Here is a 16663-nt window from a genome sequence, read left to right on the forward strand (position 1 = left end):
CGGTGCAATGCGCCTTAAGTTCAATCGACCGTGGTCGGGACGCGCCTGAGAACCGCAGTCAATGTCTGGGCCAGCTGCTGACCATGCAGCGGTTTGCGTAGGAAGGCGTCCATGCCGGCGGCGTAGGCGCGGCTTTCTTCATCGCCGCCGGCACGGGCGGTAATGGCGATCATCGGCAGCGCGTCGCCGCCTTGGCGCGAGCGCACCAGGGCGGCCCATTGCAGCCCGTCCAGACCGGGCAGGTCCAGATCCACCAGCGCCGCATCGAAGCGCACTCGTTCCAGCGCCTCCAGTCCGCGCAGTGCGGTGGTGACATGTTCGACGGTATGGCCCTGCATCTCCAATAGACCTTCAACCACCGCCGCCACGACCGGATCGTCCTCCAACAGAAGCACGTGCGAGCGGCGGCTTTCGTGACGCAGTTCCGGTGACGGCCGTTCGACTGGCGCAGCCATTGCTTGCAGGGGCAGCCGCACGTAGAACCGGCTGCCCAAGCCGGGCGCCGATTCGAGCTGGATGGAGCCGCCCATGAGCGTCGCCAGTTCGCGGCAGATGGCCAGGCCAAGACCGCTGCCCGAGTCGCGCTGCGGGCTGTCCAACTGCTGATAGCGCTTGAACAGCTTGGCCTGGTCGGCTAGCGCGATGCCCGGGCCGGTGTCGCTGATGGTGAATTGCAGTCCCTCGGCGTCACTGACTAGCCCCAGGCGCACCTGCCCGCGTTCGGTGAATTTCAGCGCGTTGTTGCTGAGATTGAGCAGGATCTGCCGCACGCGCACGGCATCGCCCAGCACCAGCGCCGGCACGCCGTCGGCGATATCCGTGTATAAAGCCAGGCCCTTTGCCAAAGCCTTGGCCTGTTGCAGCTCGGCTACGTCCTGCAGCAAGCTGCTAGGATCGAAGATCGTGTGGACCACCTGCAGGCGGCCCGACTCGATGCGGGCCAGGTCGAGCGCATCGTTCACCAGCGTGAGCAGCACTTCGCCGGAGTTGCGGATGGTCTGCGCGTAGCGCCGCTCGGTATCGTCCAGCGGACGGCTGAGCAACAGTTCGGCCATGCCCAGCACGCCGGTCATCGGCGTGCGGATTTCATGACCGAGCTGGGCGAGAAACTCGGTCTTGGCCTGGTTGGCGGTGCGTGCCAGTTGGTGTTCCTGGGTGATCAGTTCCAGGCGGTGTCGCTGCGCCTGGCGGCGGCGCATGGCTTGCAGCAGCGCCGCGAACAACGCGGTCAGCAGCAGGGCGTAAGCGAGCCATGCCCACCAGCGCAACCACGGCGGGCGATCCACATGCAGGCGCAGCGGCGTGGCCAGTTCGCCCCAGCTGCCATTCGGGCCGGCTGCTTGCACATGCAAGCTGAAATCGCCGGCCGGCAATTGCGTAAAAGAGCGATCGCCGCGCGCGCCGGTATCGACCCAGCCGTTGTCCAGGCCGTCGAGATGGAAACGGTAGAGGTTGCGCTCCGGCGCGATGAAGGACATGGCGCGCGCTACCACGGTGAGATCACGATCGTCCCAGGCAAGCGTGATAGGGCCACTTTTCGGCAGCTGTTCAAGCATCCCGTTGCGATGGCGCACACTCAGCGCGCTCAGGCGTACTTCCGGCTGGCGATGATGCGGTTGAATCGCTTCCGGCTGGAATCCGACGATGCCGTTCTTGGAGGGAGCGTATAGACGTCCATCCGGCATGCGTGCGATCGCATTGCTGCCGAAATAGGTATCCACCAGGCCATTTTGCAAGCCGAAGCCGCGCAGGCTGCCGCTGGCTGGCTCGTATAGCCACAGGCCGGCGCTGGTGAACAGCCAGGCGCGGCCGGCGGCGTCCACGCGCAGACTCATCACACTGTCGATCGTGCGCGGGTCGGTGAGCGGATAACGTGCCACGCGTGCCGCGTGATCGCCTTGGCAGCGATACACGGAAAGGCTGCCGCCGTCGGCCACCCATAGCTCATCGCCATGAAAATCCAGCGCGCGCACGAAGCGCCGCTCCACGCCCTGTAGGAAGTGGCCGGGCTGGCCATCTTGCCAGCGCGCCAAGCCTTTGTCGGTGGCTATCCATAACGCATGCCCATGCCAGCGCATGTCGTTGATCGACGCTGCCGCCAGCTCGGAGTCGAAGGGTAGGGGCGTGCAGCGCGTGCCGTCAGCGGGAACGGTGCATACGCCCGAAGGGACCAGGACCATATACGCGTTGCCGCTCTCGTCCAGCTCCACGTTATACGGCTCTGCGGGTACCGAAATGGACTCGATATGGCCTTGGTTGTAGCGAAAGCTGCCGTTGGAGGCGTTGATCCACAGCCGCCCGCGCGTGTCTGCCGCCATGCCGTAAATATCGTGGTGGGTGCCGGGCAGCCGTATCACAGCCGGTTCCACGGCCTGCGTGGCCGGGTCGAGGCGCTCGATTACGCCGTCCTCGTTACCAATCCACAGCTTGCCGTCCGTGGCGGCAGCCACTGCGGAGAAAGCTCCCGGGCTTAGGCTGGTCGGATCGTCGGGGCGATGCACGCTGCGGGTGAACTCGTTCCAGTCCGGCGACAAATAGGCCAGGCCATTATTGGTGCCCAGCCATAGGCCGCCTTCGCGATCGCGCAGCAGGCGCAGCACGATCTGTCCGGGGAGTGCGTGAGGCAGCAGTTGATCCGCACTGAAACGGTAGATGCGCCCGTTCTGGTCGCGCAGTACCAGGCCATGAATGGTGCCCAGCCACAAGCGGCCGGTGCCGTCGGCGGCGATCGAGGCGACCGGTCCAGGCGGCACGCCTTCCAGCGGCACAGCTTGGGCAACCTTGTCGCGGTCTAGGCGAAACAGGCCGCGCACGGTGCCGATCAGCAGAGCATCGCCGTCGCGGACCAGGGCAATGACCTGGGGCGGGTCCAGGACCTGGCCGTCTTCGCTTTGAAAATGCACATGGCTATAACTGCCGTCACGCTCGCGCAGATCTACACCGGCACTGGTGCCTATCCACAGGCGGCCGTCGGGTTCGGCCAGGAGTGCGTGGATCTGGTTGTTGGCCAGGCTGCGCGGATCAGTCGGATCATGGCGGGCATGCGCGAAACGGTCTTCGCCCAGCATGCGGTCCAGGCCGCCGTCGCTAAGCCCCACCCACAGCGTGCCGTCGCGGTCCTGGGCCAGCGCTTCGACCTGGTTGCCACCCAGGCTGTCGGGCAGCTTGTCGTCATGGCGCCAGTGCACGAAGCGGTCGCGCGCAGCGTCATAGCGCGCCAGGCCATCGTCGCCAGCGTTCCACAGTCGTCCCTGCGAATCCACCAGCAGGGCGCGTACGCGATCGGATGGGGCGGCGTAGGCATCGCCGGCGCGGTGCGGCCAGGTCTTGAATTCCACGCCGTCGTAGCGCGCCAACGCTGCTCCGGCACCTATCCATACATAACCCTCGTGATCCTGCACTAACGCACTGATCGTCGGATCAGGCAGCCCCTCGGCGGTGCCGAAGCGACGAAATTGCGGCGTGGGCGCAGGTGAGATGGCCGCTGGTGTTGCGATGCTGCCGGCAGCGGACTGCGTGCCGCCGAGCAGCAGCGCGGCAAGCACGAAAGTCAGCACGGGCGCCCCGATGGCCGTATGGCCTGGCTCGGCGCGTATTCGGTGGCCGTCACTTCGTTCGATCCTGTCCCATAAGCCACCCATGATGCCGCGTGCGGAACCTGTTGGGTACATGTCCGCTCACGCCAAGCGGGCCTGTCTGACCTGTCCGTTCAGTCACCCGCAACCAGGAAGCCGTGCGCAAAAAACTTCGCCAGCACCGCCGCGAAGGCAACGCCTATGGCAAGCACCATCCAGCGCACTCGCAGCCAGGTCGCCCGATAGACCGAAAATTGCAAGGCGACATCCACGATGTACGCGGCGCAATAGGCGACATTGGCCAGCACTGCCAAGACAAACAGCGCTAAAAACAGGTTGAAACCCAGCTGGCTTCGCGAGGCGGGCAGGTTGGTGAGAAACACGGCGACAACGACCAGTACCAACACAAGGTTATAAAGGATGCGTCGCCGCTCCCAGTATCGAAGCGCGTCCGACAGCGCCAGCTGCAGAGTCATATCCGGCATGGGAAGCTCCTTGATGTTGCGCGTTGTAGCCACTTCAACGCGCCCTCGCCAGCTTACGCCCAATATGTAGGCTGGGATGCAATCCCAGCATCTTTATGTATGCGGCACAAGCAGTGCTGGGATTGCATCCCAGCCTACGAACAGGGTCGGGGGCGTTTGCATTGATATATCTACATATGTAGACTTTATGCATGACACAGTTCCGGACGCCCTCGACACAAACCAGGCAGCTGCTCGCCGCGCTGCTTGCGCAGCGTGCCCAATGGCAGCACGGCTATGACCTATCCGAGCAGACCGGGCTTCCCTCCGGAACGCTCTATCCCATCCTCATGCGCTTGAGTGATCGGGGCATGGTCGAATCCAAATGGGAGCCATCGCTGCACCAGGGCCGCCCACCCAGAAAGCTGTATCGCCTCACCGCCGAAGGGGCGGCCTACGCGGTCGAGCATGCGCAGTCATCTAGGGCGAAATGGCGACCGTTGTCGCCGGGGCGTGCCTGATGAGCAACAGCAACATGAGATCAGGCCGCTTGCCTGCGGCGGTTCGGTTCGTAACCTGGATATTGCCGCCGCACCGTAGAGATTGGGCTGAAGCCATGCTCAACGAGATGGCCTATGCCGGCTCGCATCGAGCCGCATTGCTTTGGGTGTTGGGGTGCACGCTATTTGCGATCAGGGCGCGAACAGCCTACGAACTGGAGAGAACATTCATGTCCCGCAGAATCCTCAGGGCGCTACTTGGAATAAGCGCCGCTTCGGTCATCGCCGTAGTCGGCGTATACGCCATACAAAAGCCTTATCAGCGCGAACGTATTCTGCTCTATGTCTTTCACGGGTGTAACAAGTTCGGCTGCCCGCGACACTGAAGCCGTTGGTAGTGAACGTTCTCCATCGCATCCACGCTTATTCGCGCGGACGCAACTCGCGGATGCCCTTGCCAAGCCGTCGGCGCAGCAACGTGCGTAGCGTCACGCCGTCGGCGTAACCCACTTGTTCGGCGATCTGGTCGACGCTGTGCTTGCTGGTTTTCAGCAAATGCATGGCGCGCTCGATGCGCAGATCTTGAATGTATTCAAGCGGTGTCTTGCCTAGCACGCTATCGAGACGTCGCGACAAGGTGCGCTTGCTGGTTCCCAATGCTTCGGCGATCGCATCGAGCGCGAGCGTCGAGTCGAGATGTTCCCGCACCCAGCGATCGAAACGCTCGACCAGGGGATCGGAATGGGCGAGCTGATCGGATATCACGTACCCCGACTGGGATAGTCGCGTATCGAAGACCAGGTATTTGGCGACCAGCGCGGCAAGTTCAGGGCTGTTGTTGCGGATCAGCCAGAGTGCAAGGTCCAGGTGGCTGAGCGCTGCACCCGCTGTCACCATCACGCCGCTCGGCACGACCAGTCGATTCGCGTCCAGCCGCACATCCGGATAACGCTGGCGAAACACTGGCGTGAGCCACCAGGTGGTAGTGGCTTCGCAGCCGGCGAGCAGGCCGCTTTCGGCCAGTATGAAAGTGCCGGTACAAGCTGCTGCAAGGCGGGCACCCTCGTCACGCCAACGACGCAACACGCTTTGCGCATCCACCACATCGTCGCGTGCAAGCGTAGGCAGCAGTCGCTCGGGCACGATGTCGGCTAGCGCCGGCACGATCACCCAATCCGGGGCCGGTGCATCGGCTACTTCGCGCACCGGCACCTGTAGCCCGAGCGCGGTGCGTACTTGGGGCCGCACACCCATCAGCGTGACATCGAAACCCGGCGTAGCTATGCCAGTCCATTGCGCCAGCGTGTTGGCTGTCGCAAGCGCATCCAGCACCGTCGTCAAACCGGTATCGAACATTCCTTCCAGGGCGAGGATGGTAATTTTCATGGCACGATCGATATCAAAGATGTCAATCGGGACAGTATTGGCCTGGGCCGCGTGTTTGTAAAGTTTCGCCCACTGCGCAGCCCCACCCAAGCCAATACCTGGAGAAATGACGATGGTTAAATGCGGATTGTTGGTCCGGCTCGAAGCGAAGCCGGGCCGGGAACAGGCGGTGGCGGATTTTCTCGCCGCCGGACTGGAAATGACCAACCGGGAGGCGGGAACGCCGATCTGGTTTGCGATCAAGCTGTCGCCCACGACCTTTGGCGTGTTCGACGCGTTCGCCAACGAAGCTGGCCGCCAGGCCCATCTGAACGGCGACATGGCCAAGGCCCTGATGGCACGCGCCAGTGAGTTGCTGGCTACCGAACCGTCGGTGGAGCCAATCGACGTGCTGGCGATGAAGAACCAACTGGCCTGACCTCTTTGCGCCCCGGCGTGGTGCCGGGGCGCGCTTTTATTGCACCCAACGCTGATCGCCCAGCCTTCACCCGGCCGCTTTGGCCTGGGCAAGTGCGGGCCATGCAAACCCTTTTGGAGACAAGTAATGCTCACCCTACGCAAGAAGACTGCTTTGGCATTGATGCTCGCGCTTAGTGGCACGATCGCCCAGGCCGCGCCGCAACCGGCCGCCAAAGACATCGTTATCGTCCATGGTGCCCTGGTGGACGGCTCAGGCTGGCGCGCCGTGCACGACATCCTGGTCAAGGATGGCTTCCAGGTAACCATCGTGCAGGAGCCGCTCACCAGCCTTGCCGATGACGTCGATGCCACCAGGCGCATCCTGGACCAGCAGACCGGCTCGGTCGTACTGGTTGGTCATAGCTACGGCGGCGCCGTCATCACCGAGGCCGGTGCGGATCCGAAGGTGAAGTCGCTGGTTTATGTATCCGCACTTCAGCCCGATGTCGGCGAAGCCGGCGGTCAATTGCTGTCGAAGTTCGCCGCGCCCAACGATGCGATGCGTGCGACCCCGGACAAGTATTTCTACCTGCCGGCGGCGAAATTCCGCGCCACCTATGCCGCGGACCTGCCCGCTGCGGAAGCCCAGTTCCTGGCGGACTCGCAACAGCCATTGGCGCAGAAAGCCATGGGCGCGCCGATCAGCGTGGCGGCATGGAAAACCAAGCCCAGCTACGCCGTCCTCACGACCGAGGATCGCATCGTCAGTCCTCAGCTGCAGCGTTGGATGTATCAACGCGCGGGTTCGAAGGTCACCGAGGTCGCTGGAAGCCATGCTTCGTTCATTTCCCAGCCGTCGGCGATCGCCCGAGTGATCGAGGCCGCCGCAAAACAGACGGACTGATCGCAGGTTCCCGCGATGCAGGCATGCCCGCCGCGCAAGCCGGCATGCCTGCATCGCCCCATGCATCCACCAAGGAGTTCGCCCGTATGCTTTTACTGATCCTTGCTTACCTGGGTGGCGTACTGACCATCCTCAGTCCTTGCATCCTGCCGGTGCTGCCGTTCGTCTTTGCGCGGGCAGACCGTCCGTTCGTGCGTAACGGACTGCCCATGCTGGCGGGCATGGCGCTCACTTTCGCCGTGGTCGCCACGCTGGCCGCTGTCGGTGGCGGCTGGGCCGTCCACGCCAACCAATACGGCCGTATCGTAGCTTTGGCCGTGCTTGCCGTGCTTGGTCTTACTTTGCTTTCAGGTCATGTGGCCGAGTGGATTAGCCGTCCGTTTGTCGCGCTGGGCAACAAGCTCTCCCAGCGTGAGGGTGGCGAAAATGACTCGGTGCTCTCGGCAGCAGGCCTGGGCGTCGCCACTGGACTGCTATGGGCGCCGTGCGCGGGGCCTATCCTGGGCCTCTTGCTCACTGGAGCGGCGCTCAAAGGCGCCAGTGTCCAGACCACTTTGTTGCTGCTCACCTACGCGGCAGGCGCCGCTACATCGCTTGCGCTGGCACTTGTCATCGGCGGGCGCGTGTTCGCCCTGATGAAGCGCTCGCTCGGCGCCGGCGAATGGGCGCGTCGCGTCCTGGGTGTGTTGGTGTTGGCCGGCGTCGCAGCCATCGCCCTGGGGCTGGATACTGGCTTGCTTACTCGCGTATCGCTGGCCAGCACCAGCGGCCTCGAACAGAAGCTCGTCGATGCGGCGCGTCCTGTGCCTGCGGTGCAAGCTGCCGTCAAAAGCGGTGAGCCATTGCCGGTGGAAGGCGACATGCCTTCGCTCGACGGCGCCGCTCAATGGCTCGGCAGTCCGCCCGTTACGGCGCAGTCGCTGCGTGGCAAGGTAGTGCTGGTCGATTTCTGGACCTACTCCTGCATCAACTGCATCCGCGCGCTACCTTACGTGCGTGGTTGGGCGGATAAATACAAGGATCATGGCCTGGTGGTAATCGGCGTGCATACGCCCGAGTTCGCCTTTGAGAAAGAGCCGGGCAACGTCACGAGCGCAGTCAAGAATCTGGGCGTCGACTATCCGGTCGCGCTCGACAACAACTATGTCATCTGGAGAGGCTTCGATAACGAGTATTGGCCTGCGCATTACTTTATCGATCCGCAAGGCCACATCCGCCACCACCACTTTGGCGAAGGTGGCTACCAGGAGAGTGAGGATGTCATTCGCCAGCTGCTTACCGAAGCCGGTCAGAAGAACTTGCCTGGCGGTTACGTACATCCGAACGCGCGGGGCGCGGAGGCTACCGGCTCCGGTGGCGCCAATCTCTCGCCAGAAACCTACCTGGGCTATGCGCGCGCCGACAACTTTGCCGGCGGTCAGGTAGCTCAGGACAGCAGCTCGATCTACCAGGCACCGCCGGCACTGAAGGTCAACCAATGGGGGCTCGACGGACACTGGACGGTGAGCGACGAAAACGCGCGGCTCGACGGCGCCCTAGGCCGCATCGTCTATCGCTTCCGTGGCCGCGACTTGCACCTGGTCTTAGGCCCCGGCCGCGAAGACAAGCCGGTACGTTTTCGTGTACTGCTCGACGGTAAGGCGCCCGGCGCCGATCATGGTGTGGATACCGATGCGAATGGCAACGGTACCGTCACCACCCAGCGCCTCTACCAGCTAGTACGACAGGCCAACGGCAACTCTGAGCGCAGCTTCGAAATCATTTTCCTCGATCCTGGCGTACAGGCTTATGCGTTCACCTTTGGCTGAGTCTTGCTTACTTCCCAGCCGGCGGCTGCCAGAGTTCGACCTTGTTCCCGTCCGGGTCGACCACCCAGCCGAACTTGCCGAATTCGGATTCGTCCACCTTCTCCTCGACTTGCACGCCTTCGGCGCGCAGTGCCGTCAACAAGGCATGCAGATCCTCGACACGATAGTTGATCATGAAGGTCGCCGAGCTTGGGGCGAAATAACTGGTGTCCGCGGCGAAGGGACCCCAGGCCGTTGTGCCAACTCCTTCCGGGTTGTCCGGTCCGTTCCAGCGAAACGCGGCGCCACCCCAATCCTGGACGTCGACGCCAAGGTGCGTCTTGTACCAGGCGCCAAGGGCTTTGGGGTCCTTGGATTTGAAGAAGATCCCACCGATGCCAGTGACACGTTTCATGGTTGCTCCCGTATAGGCGAATGGAGACGCCGGTTATGCGTGGCCTAACGCTTGAGTAGCTTTGTCCAATGCCCGCCAGTTGGCTAGCTGAGAGTGGTCGGGTCCGATAGACATGAACATTCCCCTCTGGCTGAAGCAGCACAATGGCCGGGGGATCATAGCGTCGATTGGGGAGCGGCGCTTGGCTTGGCTTCGAAGGCAGGATAGGCCGCGCGATGACGGCGGTCATGAGGGGGCGCCGTAGCGGCCCCTGCATCGGAGAAAAGCCGCACGGGTCGTCGACCCATGCGGCCTTGCACGTTACCTCATCGGAGACAGAAGGTTGTTTGACTGCGTGACATATTTCGTCGAGTTGGCGATATCGATGTCGCGCGGTGCCGTGCCCGGAGTGAAGATCGACTGCCCATGCGCGTAATACCACGCATCACCGTTGTAGTTGATGGTGTTGTCGGCAATCTTCACGTAGCTGGTGTCGGCAGAGAGAGACACGCCGAACAGGTTGTTCTCGCTCAGCTTGCTGTTGGCGATGGTCAGGTTTTTCGGGCCGCCGGTGTAGACGCCGAAGCCCTTGTTATGCTCGGCAGTTACCTTGTTCAAGGTCAGCGCGTCCACGTTGTGGTGAACCTCCAGGCCATTGCCGTCGTTGCCCGACAGGCTGGTGTTTTCCAGGCGCACCTGCGAGACCCAGCCTTGCGCTCTCGGCTCGATGTCGATGCCTGACTGCGGTGCCGTACCGTGGGTGCCGGTGAAACTGCTGTTCACCACATACACGTGGTTGGAAGGGGTGATCGACATGCCTTGGCGCCGGTTGTTCTTCGACTTGACGCGGTTCAACGTCACATTGGTCGACTCCACCATGCCATGGCCTGAGCCTAGCGCGCCGATCAGCAGGCCGTCGCCCCAGCAATCCTGAATCGTGATGTCATGTACGTAGACCTTGTCGGAAGAGGAGATGTTGATGCCATAGCCCCATTCGCCACCGGCGCTGCCGCGATGGCTGTAGCGATCGCCAATGATGCCGCCTCCTTCGATCTCCACGTTGTTGACGTTCCAGGCCTTCACCACCCAGTAGCGCCTGGCGTCGTTGCCGATTGCCTTGAGCGCCGCGCCACTGTGCAGCGACAGGCGGGTGTGTGAGCGCAAGCTGATGCCCTTGAGGGCGTTGATCATGTAGGTGCCGTCCGGCACCACAATCGTGCCGCCGCTGGCTGGCAGGGCATCAATGGCGGCCTGGATGGCCTTGGTGTCGTCCATGGAACCATTGCCCATGGCGCCGAATTGACGGACGTTCACGACTGCCGAACCGATCGACACGTTGGGTGTCGCCGTCCACCAATTGCCTGCCAAAGCCGGCAGGGTTACAGCCGATAGCGCAAGCGCTGCAGCGGATGCCAACAGCTTGCGGTTGAATTTGCGTCGTATGGATAGGCCCGAATATGGGAAGGAAGACCCCTGTTCGCATTGCTGCGCATACTTAATTTTCACGCCTGAAATCGCCTCTCTTGTGTGAATGGCGCGGGAAAGGTGCGTCATTCACAGGTGAATTGGCAAACGTGAAAATTTGGCTGGGGTTCAAGTTTGTGAAATAACGCTATTCGTATGCGTTTTTTTGTATGCTGAGCCGCTGTAGCGGGGCGTCTTTGTCTGGGTGGATTGTCAAATAGACGTTTATACGTCTATTTGGATATTAACTGGGAAATGGACTGGCCCGGTTTTGCCCGGCGAATGTAATCGCGCGCGGCGCGCAGATCCGCTTCGATTTCCTCGCACAGCCATTCGCGGAAGCGGGCAATCTTCGGGCGACGCTCCTTCGCACTGGGAAACGCCAGCCAGAACGAGCGGCCATCGGTGGCGACGAAGTCGTGCGCGGGCACGAGCCTGCCGGCGTCGATTTCGGCGCGGAACAGAATCGGCGAGCCGATCGCGATGCCGTGTCCCGCAACCGCCGAGGCAATATCGAGATATTCGGTGGGAAGGCTGGTGCCGAACTCGCCCGGGAGTGTGTCATCGCGGCAGCCTTGCGCGCGGTACCAGGCGGCCCACCAGTCCGGACGGCCAAGCAGGGGAACTTCCAGCCGCGCATGCGGGTTGGCGATGTGTTGCGCGGCGTCTTTCAGCGCAGGTGCGCAAAGCGGCATGAAGATGGCCGGAAACAGTGGCACCGCGCGCAGCCCGGGCCAACGGCCGTGGCCATTGCGGATGGCTGCGTCGAAGCGGCCTTCGGTGAGGTCCTGTGCGGGCACCGACACGTCAAGCTCGAAGGTGATCTCAGGGTGCCGCGCACGAAATTTTCCCAGCCGGGGCGTTAGCCAGGTCGTGCCAAAGGTGGGCAGGGTGGTCAAGGTGAGGTGCGATTCCTCGGTGTCGAAGGCCTTGATGAAGCTGGCGCGCAAGGCAGCGAAAGCCTGGGTGGCCTCCGTCGCCACCAGCTGGCCGGGCACGGTCAATTCCACCTTCTGCGCGTGGCGTGCAAACAACTGCACGCCGATCTGCTGTTCCAGGCGGCGCACGTGATAGCTGACCGATGCGGAAGTGGTGTCCAGCTCGGCAGCCGCCTTGGCAAAGCTACCCAGCCGTGCGGCGGCTTCGAAGGCGCGGATTGCCGTGAGCGACGGCAGCCGGTAATCGGCGACCCCAAGTGAAACTTGGCCTCGACGCCGATTCTTGAGTGGTGGGTGGCTCATGGGCAGGGCCAGAATGACCTGGCTGCATCCTCTCATCGCCCGACACTGGAGGTCCAGAATGACGCTGTTTACTTGCAAGCCGTATGCTTTTCTGCTCGCTGTGCCGTTCGTCTTTACAGCCGCGGCGGCGGCCGCCGCGAATGATGCGACCCAGCCCGATCCCGGCGCACTCCCTCCGGGGTATTCGACCGGGGTGACCGGGACCATGCACGATTTCGACTACTTCATGGGCAGCGGCTGGAACGCCACCCAGCACCGCCTCAAGGCCACCGGCGTCGGCAGCAAAGAGTGGTATGAGTTTCCCTCCAGGCTTTGCGCAACGCCTTACCTCGGCGGCATGGCTACGGTGGATGAAGTGGACATGCCCAGCAAAGGCGCTGCAGGTCTGACGGTGCGCACCTTCGATCCGGCCAAGCATCAGTGGTCGATCTATTGGATCAGCAGCCGCGATGGGATCCTGGAAATGCCGGCCATGGTCGGCGGTTTCCATGGCAGCCATGGCGAGTTCTATGGCCCGGATCACGACGCGCAAGGCCGACCGGTCAAGGTGCGCTTCCTCTGGACCCTGCTCGATCACGATCATGCGAAGTGGGAACAGGCGTTCTCCTACGACAACCGCACCTGGGAAACGAACTGGATCGCGGACTTCGTGCGCGGCGATCGTGCCGAGCTATGCGATGACGGACGTCCCAGGCGGTAAGGTCCATACGGATCGGACGCCAGTTTAAGGCGAGTCGTCATCCAGCGAGGACTCGCTGCTGTTCGGGGAAAGTTCAATACTTGATCGCAGGGCGTAGGCTGGGATGGCAATCCCAGCATCCGGTAATCCGCGGGGGAAGCTGGGATTGCCATCCCAGCCTACGACTGCCGCTCGCGGTGCGCGGGATACCGTTCACCCCATGCCAAGGATGCTCCGTCCCGTCGTTCTTGTCCCTCCATGTCAGCTCTGCGAAGGTTGAACAGCCATGTGCAAGACCGCTGGCCGACCTTCCTTCCCAACGCTGATCCGGGGCAAGACTCGCATGTCGAATCGCTCATTGGACCTAGACTTCCTGCGCAAGCTTCCCATCGCAGGACTCTTCTTGGCACTAGGTACTTTGCCGGCGAAGGCAATAACGCCACCCGGGCAAGCGGTACCAGTGACCAAAGCCTCGGCGCAGGTCAGTCTTTTCGAGCCCGAGGCCGTATGGCCAAGCGGCAGCGATTCGGCGCCCGCCTTCACGCCCGACGGCAAGACGGTGTTCTTCACCCACCGGGACGATGCCATCTCGATCATGATGGCCAGGTTACGCAACGACGTCTGGTCCAAACCCCAAGTCGCGCCCTTCTCGGGTAAATGGCGTGACATCGAGCCGGCCATGGCGCCGGACGGCTCTTACCTCGTGTTCGTTTCCAACCGACCGACGAAGGCGGGCGGTGCGCCCCTGGATGGCTATTTTGGCGGGCGAACGCGACCTGGCGCGGGCGGCAATATCTGGCGGGTCGATCGCAAAGGCGACGTTTGGGGCGAACCCATGCGGCTTCCGGACGTCATCAACAGCAATTCGGCGATCTATTCGCCCGCTGTCGCCGCCGACGGCAGTATCTACTTCAACCAGCCCGATCCGGTGACCAGGAAGAGTCATGTGTATCGCGCGCAGGCCAAGCGCAATGGTTTCGAGACACCTGTCGCGCTATCGATCAGTGATGGGACTCATCCGGGCTACGACGTGGCGGTCGCTCCCGACGAATCGTTTCTGGTCTTCTCGGCCAACCGCGCGCCGGCGGCGCAGGATCAGTCCTTGCTCTTCGTCGCTTTCCAGCGAAACGGCAAGTGGACCGAGCCGCAAGCGCTCGATCCCCACCTGGAAGGGATCGAGGCCCGGCTCAGTCCCGACCTCAAGACCCTCTATTTCCAAGCGGATGACGCGACCCAAAGCAAGACTCATGGCCGGATTTTTCAGGTTCCGTTGCACGCATACATCGCCCCGCATTGAGGCAAGCGCGCTAACGGCATGTCATTGCATTATGTATGCAAACCGACTCATGGACGGTGCCTTCAAACGATCATGACGTTCGGCTAACGGCTTGGTGTGCATGTTTGGTTGTGTGCTGCCGCATGAGCAGTTTTGCCCTGGTAGCCCACTTCGACCTCGGAGGTCCCGAAGGATCCCCCATGCAGAACACTTCTCTTAGCCTCATGGTGATACAGCTTGTGCTGGTCGCCGTCCTGTCGCTGATCGGAGCATCCCTGGTGGTGCTCATTCCGGCGATGATCTATCGAAAAGGCATGCCGGAACGACGCGAGATCAAGTGGGCCGCCAATTTTTGCCTGTTTCTCGGCATCCTCGCCGCACTCGGCATGTTTGACATGTTCCTCAGGAACGGTGGCGAAAGCGGCCTGTTCGCGCTGTTGATGTTGGGCATTTCAGCGGCCTACTGGTTTTGCCTCAGGCATTGGTCGACTCGCCCCGGCCTGAAGCCCAAGCTCAATCCGCGACGGGTGCGAACGCATCGGGCCCGGATGGACATGATTTCCCACCGGTGAGTAGCTTGCGTCTCGCGCTGCCAATCGGTCTGTCAGTCGTCGTTCAAGGTCGCCCGTAGTGCTTCAGCCAGCTCCCGGATGGTGAACGGCTTGGCCAAAAGGCGCGTTTGATCGTTACGCTGGGTGCGATCGATGATGTCGCGCGGATAGCCACTCATCAGCAGGACCCGCAGCTCCGGATAGCGCTTGGTCATCTCCCTGGCCAGGGTCACGCCGCTGGGGCCGGGCATCACCACGTCCGTCAACAAAATCGAAACTTCCGGGTGCTCCCTCAATACCTGTTCTGCCGCTTCGGCGCCATCGGCTTCCAGGGCGGTGTAACCCAGCTCTTCCAACACACCTTTCGCCAGTTCACGCACGTCCGGGTCGTCTTCCACCACCAGGACGACATGCGGGAGCGCCGAAACCGGGGTGTCTGCGTGTTCCCCATGGTGGTTATTCGCCATGGGCGCGCGAGGCAGATACAACTTGATGGTGGTGCCCGCGCCAGGTGTGCTTTCCATGGCGATGTGGCCATTGGATTGGAGCACAAAGCCGTGGATCTGGCTCAAGCCCAGGCCAGTGCCGCGACCGACGGCCTTCGTCGTGAAGAAAGGCTCGAACACCCTTTGCATGACCTCGGGCGTCATGCCTTGGCCGGTGTCAGCGACGGACACCATTACGTAATCGCCCGCCAGCATCCCTTCGTTTTGCCCGGCATGTTGTTGGTCGAAACTCGCATTGGCGGTTGTGATGATGAGTTGTCCACGGCTGTCCATGGCGTCACGACTGTTTACGGCCAGATTGAGAATCGCACTTTCAAGCTGAGTCCGGTCCACATACGCCGGCCAGGACAAGTCGGCGAGGTCCAACTTGATGGCGATGTTTTCCCCCAGGGTGCGAGTGAGGATGGTGGACATCTCATGCACACAGGCGTTGACGTCGACGGCAGTAGGGCGCAGGGCCTGTCGCCGGGAAAACGCCAGCAGCCGCTTGGTCAGGTCGGCCGCCTTGCCTGCGCCCAAAAGGGCGTTGCCGATGAATTTTCCGGCGTCACCGACGCCTCGCTCCAGTCGCAGTTGGGCGATTTCCAGATTGCCGACCACCACCGCGAGCATGTTGTTGAAATCATGTGCAATGCCACCCGTCAGTTGCCCGAGGGTGTCCATTTTCTGCACGTGCCGCAACTGCGCCTCGGTGGCCGCTTGTTGATGGATTTGCTCCTTGAGCACGGCGTTCTTCAAGGCAAGCTCAGTGTGTTGCCGTTCTCCTTGCCGGATGACGAATATGCCCAGAAGGAAGGCAACCAGCGTGGAGGCGATGATGGCGCCAACCAGCATCTGTTGCTGGAGATGGAACTGTTGCAGGCGGCTCTGCTCCAGGTGTTCCTCGCCATCATCCAGTTGACGAACCAGTGCTCGGATTTGCGTCATCAAGGCCAGGCCATGATCATCGTTGACGATGGCCAGGGCGCTTGCCGGGCCGGAGGTATCGTAGAGCTGGATCGTGTGTTCCAGCTCCGCCATTTTCTGGCCGATGACGGCATGCAACTGGTCCAGAATCCGCAGTTGGGTATCCGTGCGGGCCATCAGCGTCTGTAGCCGCGAACAGGTCTGGTCCAATTCCTTGCCGGCGCCATGATAGGGAACCAGATAGTCGGACTTCCCGGTCAGCAGATAACCCCGCTGTCCCGTCTCCGCATCTTTGACTTCGTTGGAAAGTTTTTCGATGGCATGGCGTGCTTCAAGCGACTGGCTGGCAAGGCGAAAGGCATGGGCACTGTTGACGGATGCAAGGATCGCCAGTGCACAAGCCTGCAACAAGAGCAGAAATCCCGCCAGGATCTCCATGCGAACGATCGTGATTCTTTGTACAACAGCCATAATGCAACCAAGCAGACGCACGTACGTGAGTTACGTAAAGAGATGAACGGTCCCTTGAAAAACGATGACTGACCAACGCGCCGTTGTTCAGCCGGAAGCCACGCATCGATGTGCGTGGTTCAAGCCAAAGGTAGGCGGTATTGCGTTGGAAAGTGGAACG

At 62.0% G+C, this 16663-nt stretch carries 15 protein-coding genes; 8 read left to right on the plus strand and 7 right to left on the minus strand.

Features of this window, described 5'->3' with window-relative positions; all coding sequences use genetic code 11:
* Nucleotides 1–20: 20 nt before the first annotated feature.
* Together QQJ96_RS17070 and QQJ96_RS17075 are read right to left on the minus strand one after the other, a co-directional pair.
* Entirely contained in the window at nt 21–3557 is a 3537-nt protein-coding gene (locus QQJ96_RS17070) for a hybrid sensor histidine kinase/response regulator (RefSeq protein ID WP_284333227.1), read from the minus strand.
* A 152-nt stretch (nt 3558–3709) separates the two neighbouring features.
* Entirely contained in the window at nt 3710–4060 is a 351-nt protein-coding gene (locus QQJ96_RS17075; protein ID WP_284333228.1) for a hypothetical protein, read from the minus strand.
* A 191-nt stretch (nt 4061–4251) separates the two neighbouring features.
* Between QQJ96_RS17075 and QQJ96_RS17080 the strand changes: the two genes are divergently transcribed.
* Together QQJ96_RS17080 and QQJ96_RS17085 are read left to right on the plus strand one after the other, a co-directional pair.
* Nucleotides 4252–4560 carry a PadR family transcriptional regulator gene (locus QQJ96_RS17080; RefSeq protein WP_284333229.1) on the plus strand — a complete coding sequence of 103 codons (309 nt, stop codon included), beginning with the start codon at nt 4252–4254 and terminating at the stop codon, nt 4558–4560.
* Nucleotides 4560–4925: a hypothetical protein gene (locus QQJ96_RS17085; RefSeq protein ID WP_284333230.1), complete on the plus strand. Its 366-nt coding sequence runs from the start codon at nt 4560–4562 to the stop codon at nt 4923–4925. Before QQJ96_RS17080 ends, QQJ96_RS17085 begins: the two co-directional genes overlap by 1 nt.
* 37 nt (nt 4926–4962) lie before the next feature.
* Here the strand turns inward: QQJ96_RS17085 and QQJ96_RS17090 are convergent, their stop codons facing one another.
* A complete protein-coding gene (locus QQJ96_RS17090) occupies nt 4963–5925 on the minus strand; it encodes a GlxA family transcriptional regulator (protein ID WP_284333231.1) in 963 nt (320 codons plus the stop codon).
* A gap of 106 nt (nt 5926–6031) precedes the next feature.
* Between QQJ96_RS17090 and QQJ96_RS17095 the strand changes: the two genes are divergently transcribed.
* The 3 genes from QQJ96_RS17095 (at nt 6032) to QQJ96_RS17105 (ending at nt 9036) form a co-directional block, all read left to right on the plus strand.
* Nucleotides 6032–6343, plus strand: a complete 312-nt coding sequence (locus tag QQJ96_RS17095) for a putative quinol monooxygenase (protein WP_284333232.1) — start codon at nt 6032–6034, stop codon at nt 6341–6343.
* 126 nt (nt 6344–6469) lie between these two features.
* Nucleotides 6470–7228, plus strand: coding sequence for an alpha/beta fold hydrolase (locus QQJ96_RS17100; RefSeq protein ID WP_284333233.1), 759 nt, complete (start codon nt 6470–6472; stop codon nt 7226–7228).
* An 86-nt stretch (nt 7229–7314) separates the two neighbouring features.
* A complete protein-coding gene (locus tag QQJ96_RS17105; protein ID WP_284333234.1) occupies nt 7315–9036 on the plus strand; it encodes a cytochrome c biogenesis protein DipZ in 1722 nt (573 codons plus the stop codon).
* A gap of 7 nt (nt 9037–9043) precedes the next feature.
* Here the strand turns inward: QQJ96_RS17105 and QQJ96_RS17110 are convergent, their stop codons facing one another.
* The 3 genes from QQJ96_RS17110 to QQJ96_RS17120 form a co-directional block, all read right to left on the minus strand.
* Nucleotides 9044–9430 carry a VOC family protein gene (locus QQJ96_RS17110; RefSeq protein WP_284333235.1) on the minus strand — a complete coding sequence of 129 codons (387 nt, stop codon included), beginning with the start codon at nt 9428–9430 and terminating at the stop codon, nt 9044–9046.
* A gap of 300 nt (nt 9431–9730) precedes the next feature.
* On the minus strand, nt 9731–10915 hold the full coding sequence (locus tag QQJ96_RS17115) for a right-handed parallel beta-helix repeat-containing protein (RefSeq protein ID WP_284333236.1): 1185 nt from the start codon (nt 10913–10915) through the stop codon (nt 9731–9733).
* Between the two features lie 191 nt (nt 10916–11106).
* The gene (locus QQJ96_RS17120) at nt 11107–12114 is read right to left on the minus strand and encodes a LysR substrate-binding domain-containing protein (protein WP_284333237.1); all 1008 of its coding nucleotides are present in this window, start codon (nt 12112–12114) and stop codon (nt 11107–11109) included.
* A gap of 58 nt (nt 12115–12172) precedes the next feature.
* Here QQJ96_RS17120 and QQJ96_RS17125 point away from each other — a divergent pair, with 58 nt between their 5' ends.
* From QQJ96_RS17125 to QQJ96_RS17135, 3 genes are all read left to right on the plus strand, one after another.
* A complete protein-coding gene (locus QQJ96_RS17125; protein ID WP_284333238.1) occupies nt 12173–12814 on the plus strand; it encodes a hypothetical protein in 642 nt (213 codons plus the stop codon).
* Between the two features lie 439 nt (nt 12815–13253).
* The gene (locus tag QQJ96_RS17130) at nt 13254–14090 is read left to right on the plus strand and encodes a TolB family protein (protein ID WP_284333239.1); all 837 of its coding nucleotides are present in this window, start codon (nt 13254–13256) and stop codon (nt 14088–14090) included.
* A gap of 122 nt (nt 14091–14212) precedes the next feature.
* Entirely contained in the window at nt 14213–14641 is a 429-nt protein-coding gene (locus QQJ96_RS17135; RefSeq protein ID WP_284333240.1) for a hypothetical protein, read from the plus strand.
* A 32-nt stretch (nt 14642–14673) separates the two neighbouring features.
* On the opposite strand, the gene QQJ96_RS17140 is transcribed toward QQJ96_RS17135, so the two are convergent.
* Nucleotides 14674–16470, minus strand: coding sequence for a CHASE3 domain-containing protein (locus QQJ96_RS17140; protein ID WP_284333241.1), 1797 nt, complete (start codon nt 16468–16470; stop codon nt 14674–14676).
* Between the last annotated feature and the right edge of the window lie 193 nt (nt 16471–16663).

The organism is Dyella flagellata (assembly GCF_030160275.1).
Lineage (GTDB): Bacteria > Pseudomonadota > Gammaproteobacteria > Xanthomonadales > Rhodanobacteraceae > Dyella_B > Dyella_B flagellata.

Excerpts from the sequence above, each read along its gene's own strand:
- QQJ96_RS17075 (WP_284333228.1), bottom strand. The coding sequence starts at position 4,060 with ATGCCGGATATGACTCTGCAGCTGGCGCTGTCGGACGCGCTTCGATAC.
- QQJ96_RS17100 (WP_284333233.1), top strand. The coding sequence starts at position 6,470 with ATGCTCACCCTACGCAAGAAGACTGCTTTGGCATTGATGCTCGCGCTT.
- QQJ96_RS17090 (WP_284333231.1), bottom strand. The coding sequence starts at position 5,925 with ATGAAAATTACCATCCTCGCCCTGGAAGGAATGTTCGATACCGGTTTG.
- QQJ96_RS17125 (WP_284333238.1), top strand. The coding sequence starts at position 12,173 with ATGACGCTGTTTACTTGCAAGCCGTATGCTTTTCTGCTCGCTGTGCCG.
- QQJ96_RS17135 (WP_284333240.1), top strand. The coding sequence starts at position 14,213 with ATGAGCAGTTTTGCCCTGGTAGCCCACTTCGACCTCGGAGGTCCCGAA.
- QQJ96_RS17110 (WP_284333235.1), bottom strand. The coding sequence starts at position 9,430 with ATGAAACGTGTCACTGGCATCGGTGGGATCTTCTTCAAATCCAAGGAC.
- QQJ96_RS17140 (WP_284333241.1), bottom strand. The coding sequence starts at position 16,470 with ATGGAGATCCTGGCGGGATTTCTGCTCTTGTTGCAGGCTTGTGCACTG.
- QQJ96_RS17120 (WP_284333237.1), bottom strand. The coding sequence starts at position 12,114 with ATGAGCCACCCACCACTCAAGAATCGGCGTCGAGGCCAAGTTTCACTT.
- QQJ96_RS17095 (WP_284333232.1), top strand. The coding sequence starts at position 6,032 with ATGACGATGGTTAAATGCGGATTGTTGGTCCGGCTCGAAGCGAAGCCG.
- QQJ96_RS17105 (WP_284333234.1), top strand. The coding sequence starts at position 7,315 with ATGCTTTTACTGATCCTTGCTTACCTGGGTGGCGTACTGACCATCCTC.
- QQJ96_RS17080 (WP_284333229.1), top strand. The coding sequence starts at position 4,252 with ATGACACAGTTCCGGACGCCCTCGACACAAACCAGGCAGCTGCTCGCC.
- QQJ96_RS17085 (WP_284333230.1), top strand. The coding sequence starts at position 4,560 with ATGAGCAACAGCAACATGAGATCAGGCCGCTTGCCTGCGGCGGTTCGG.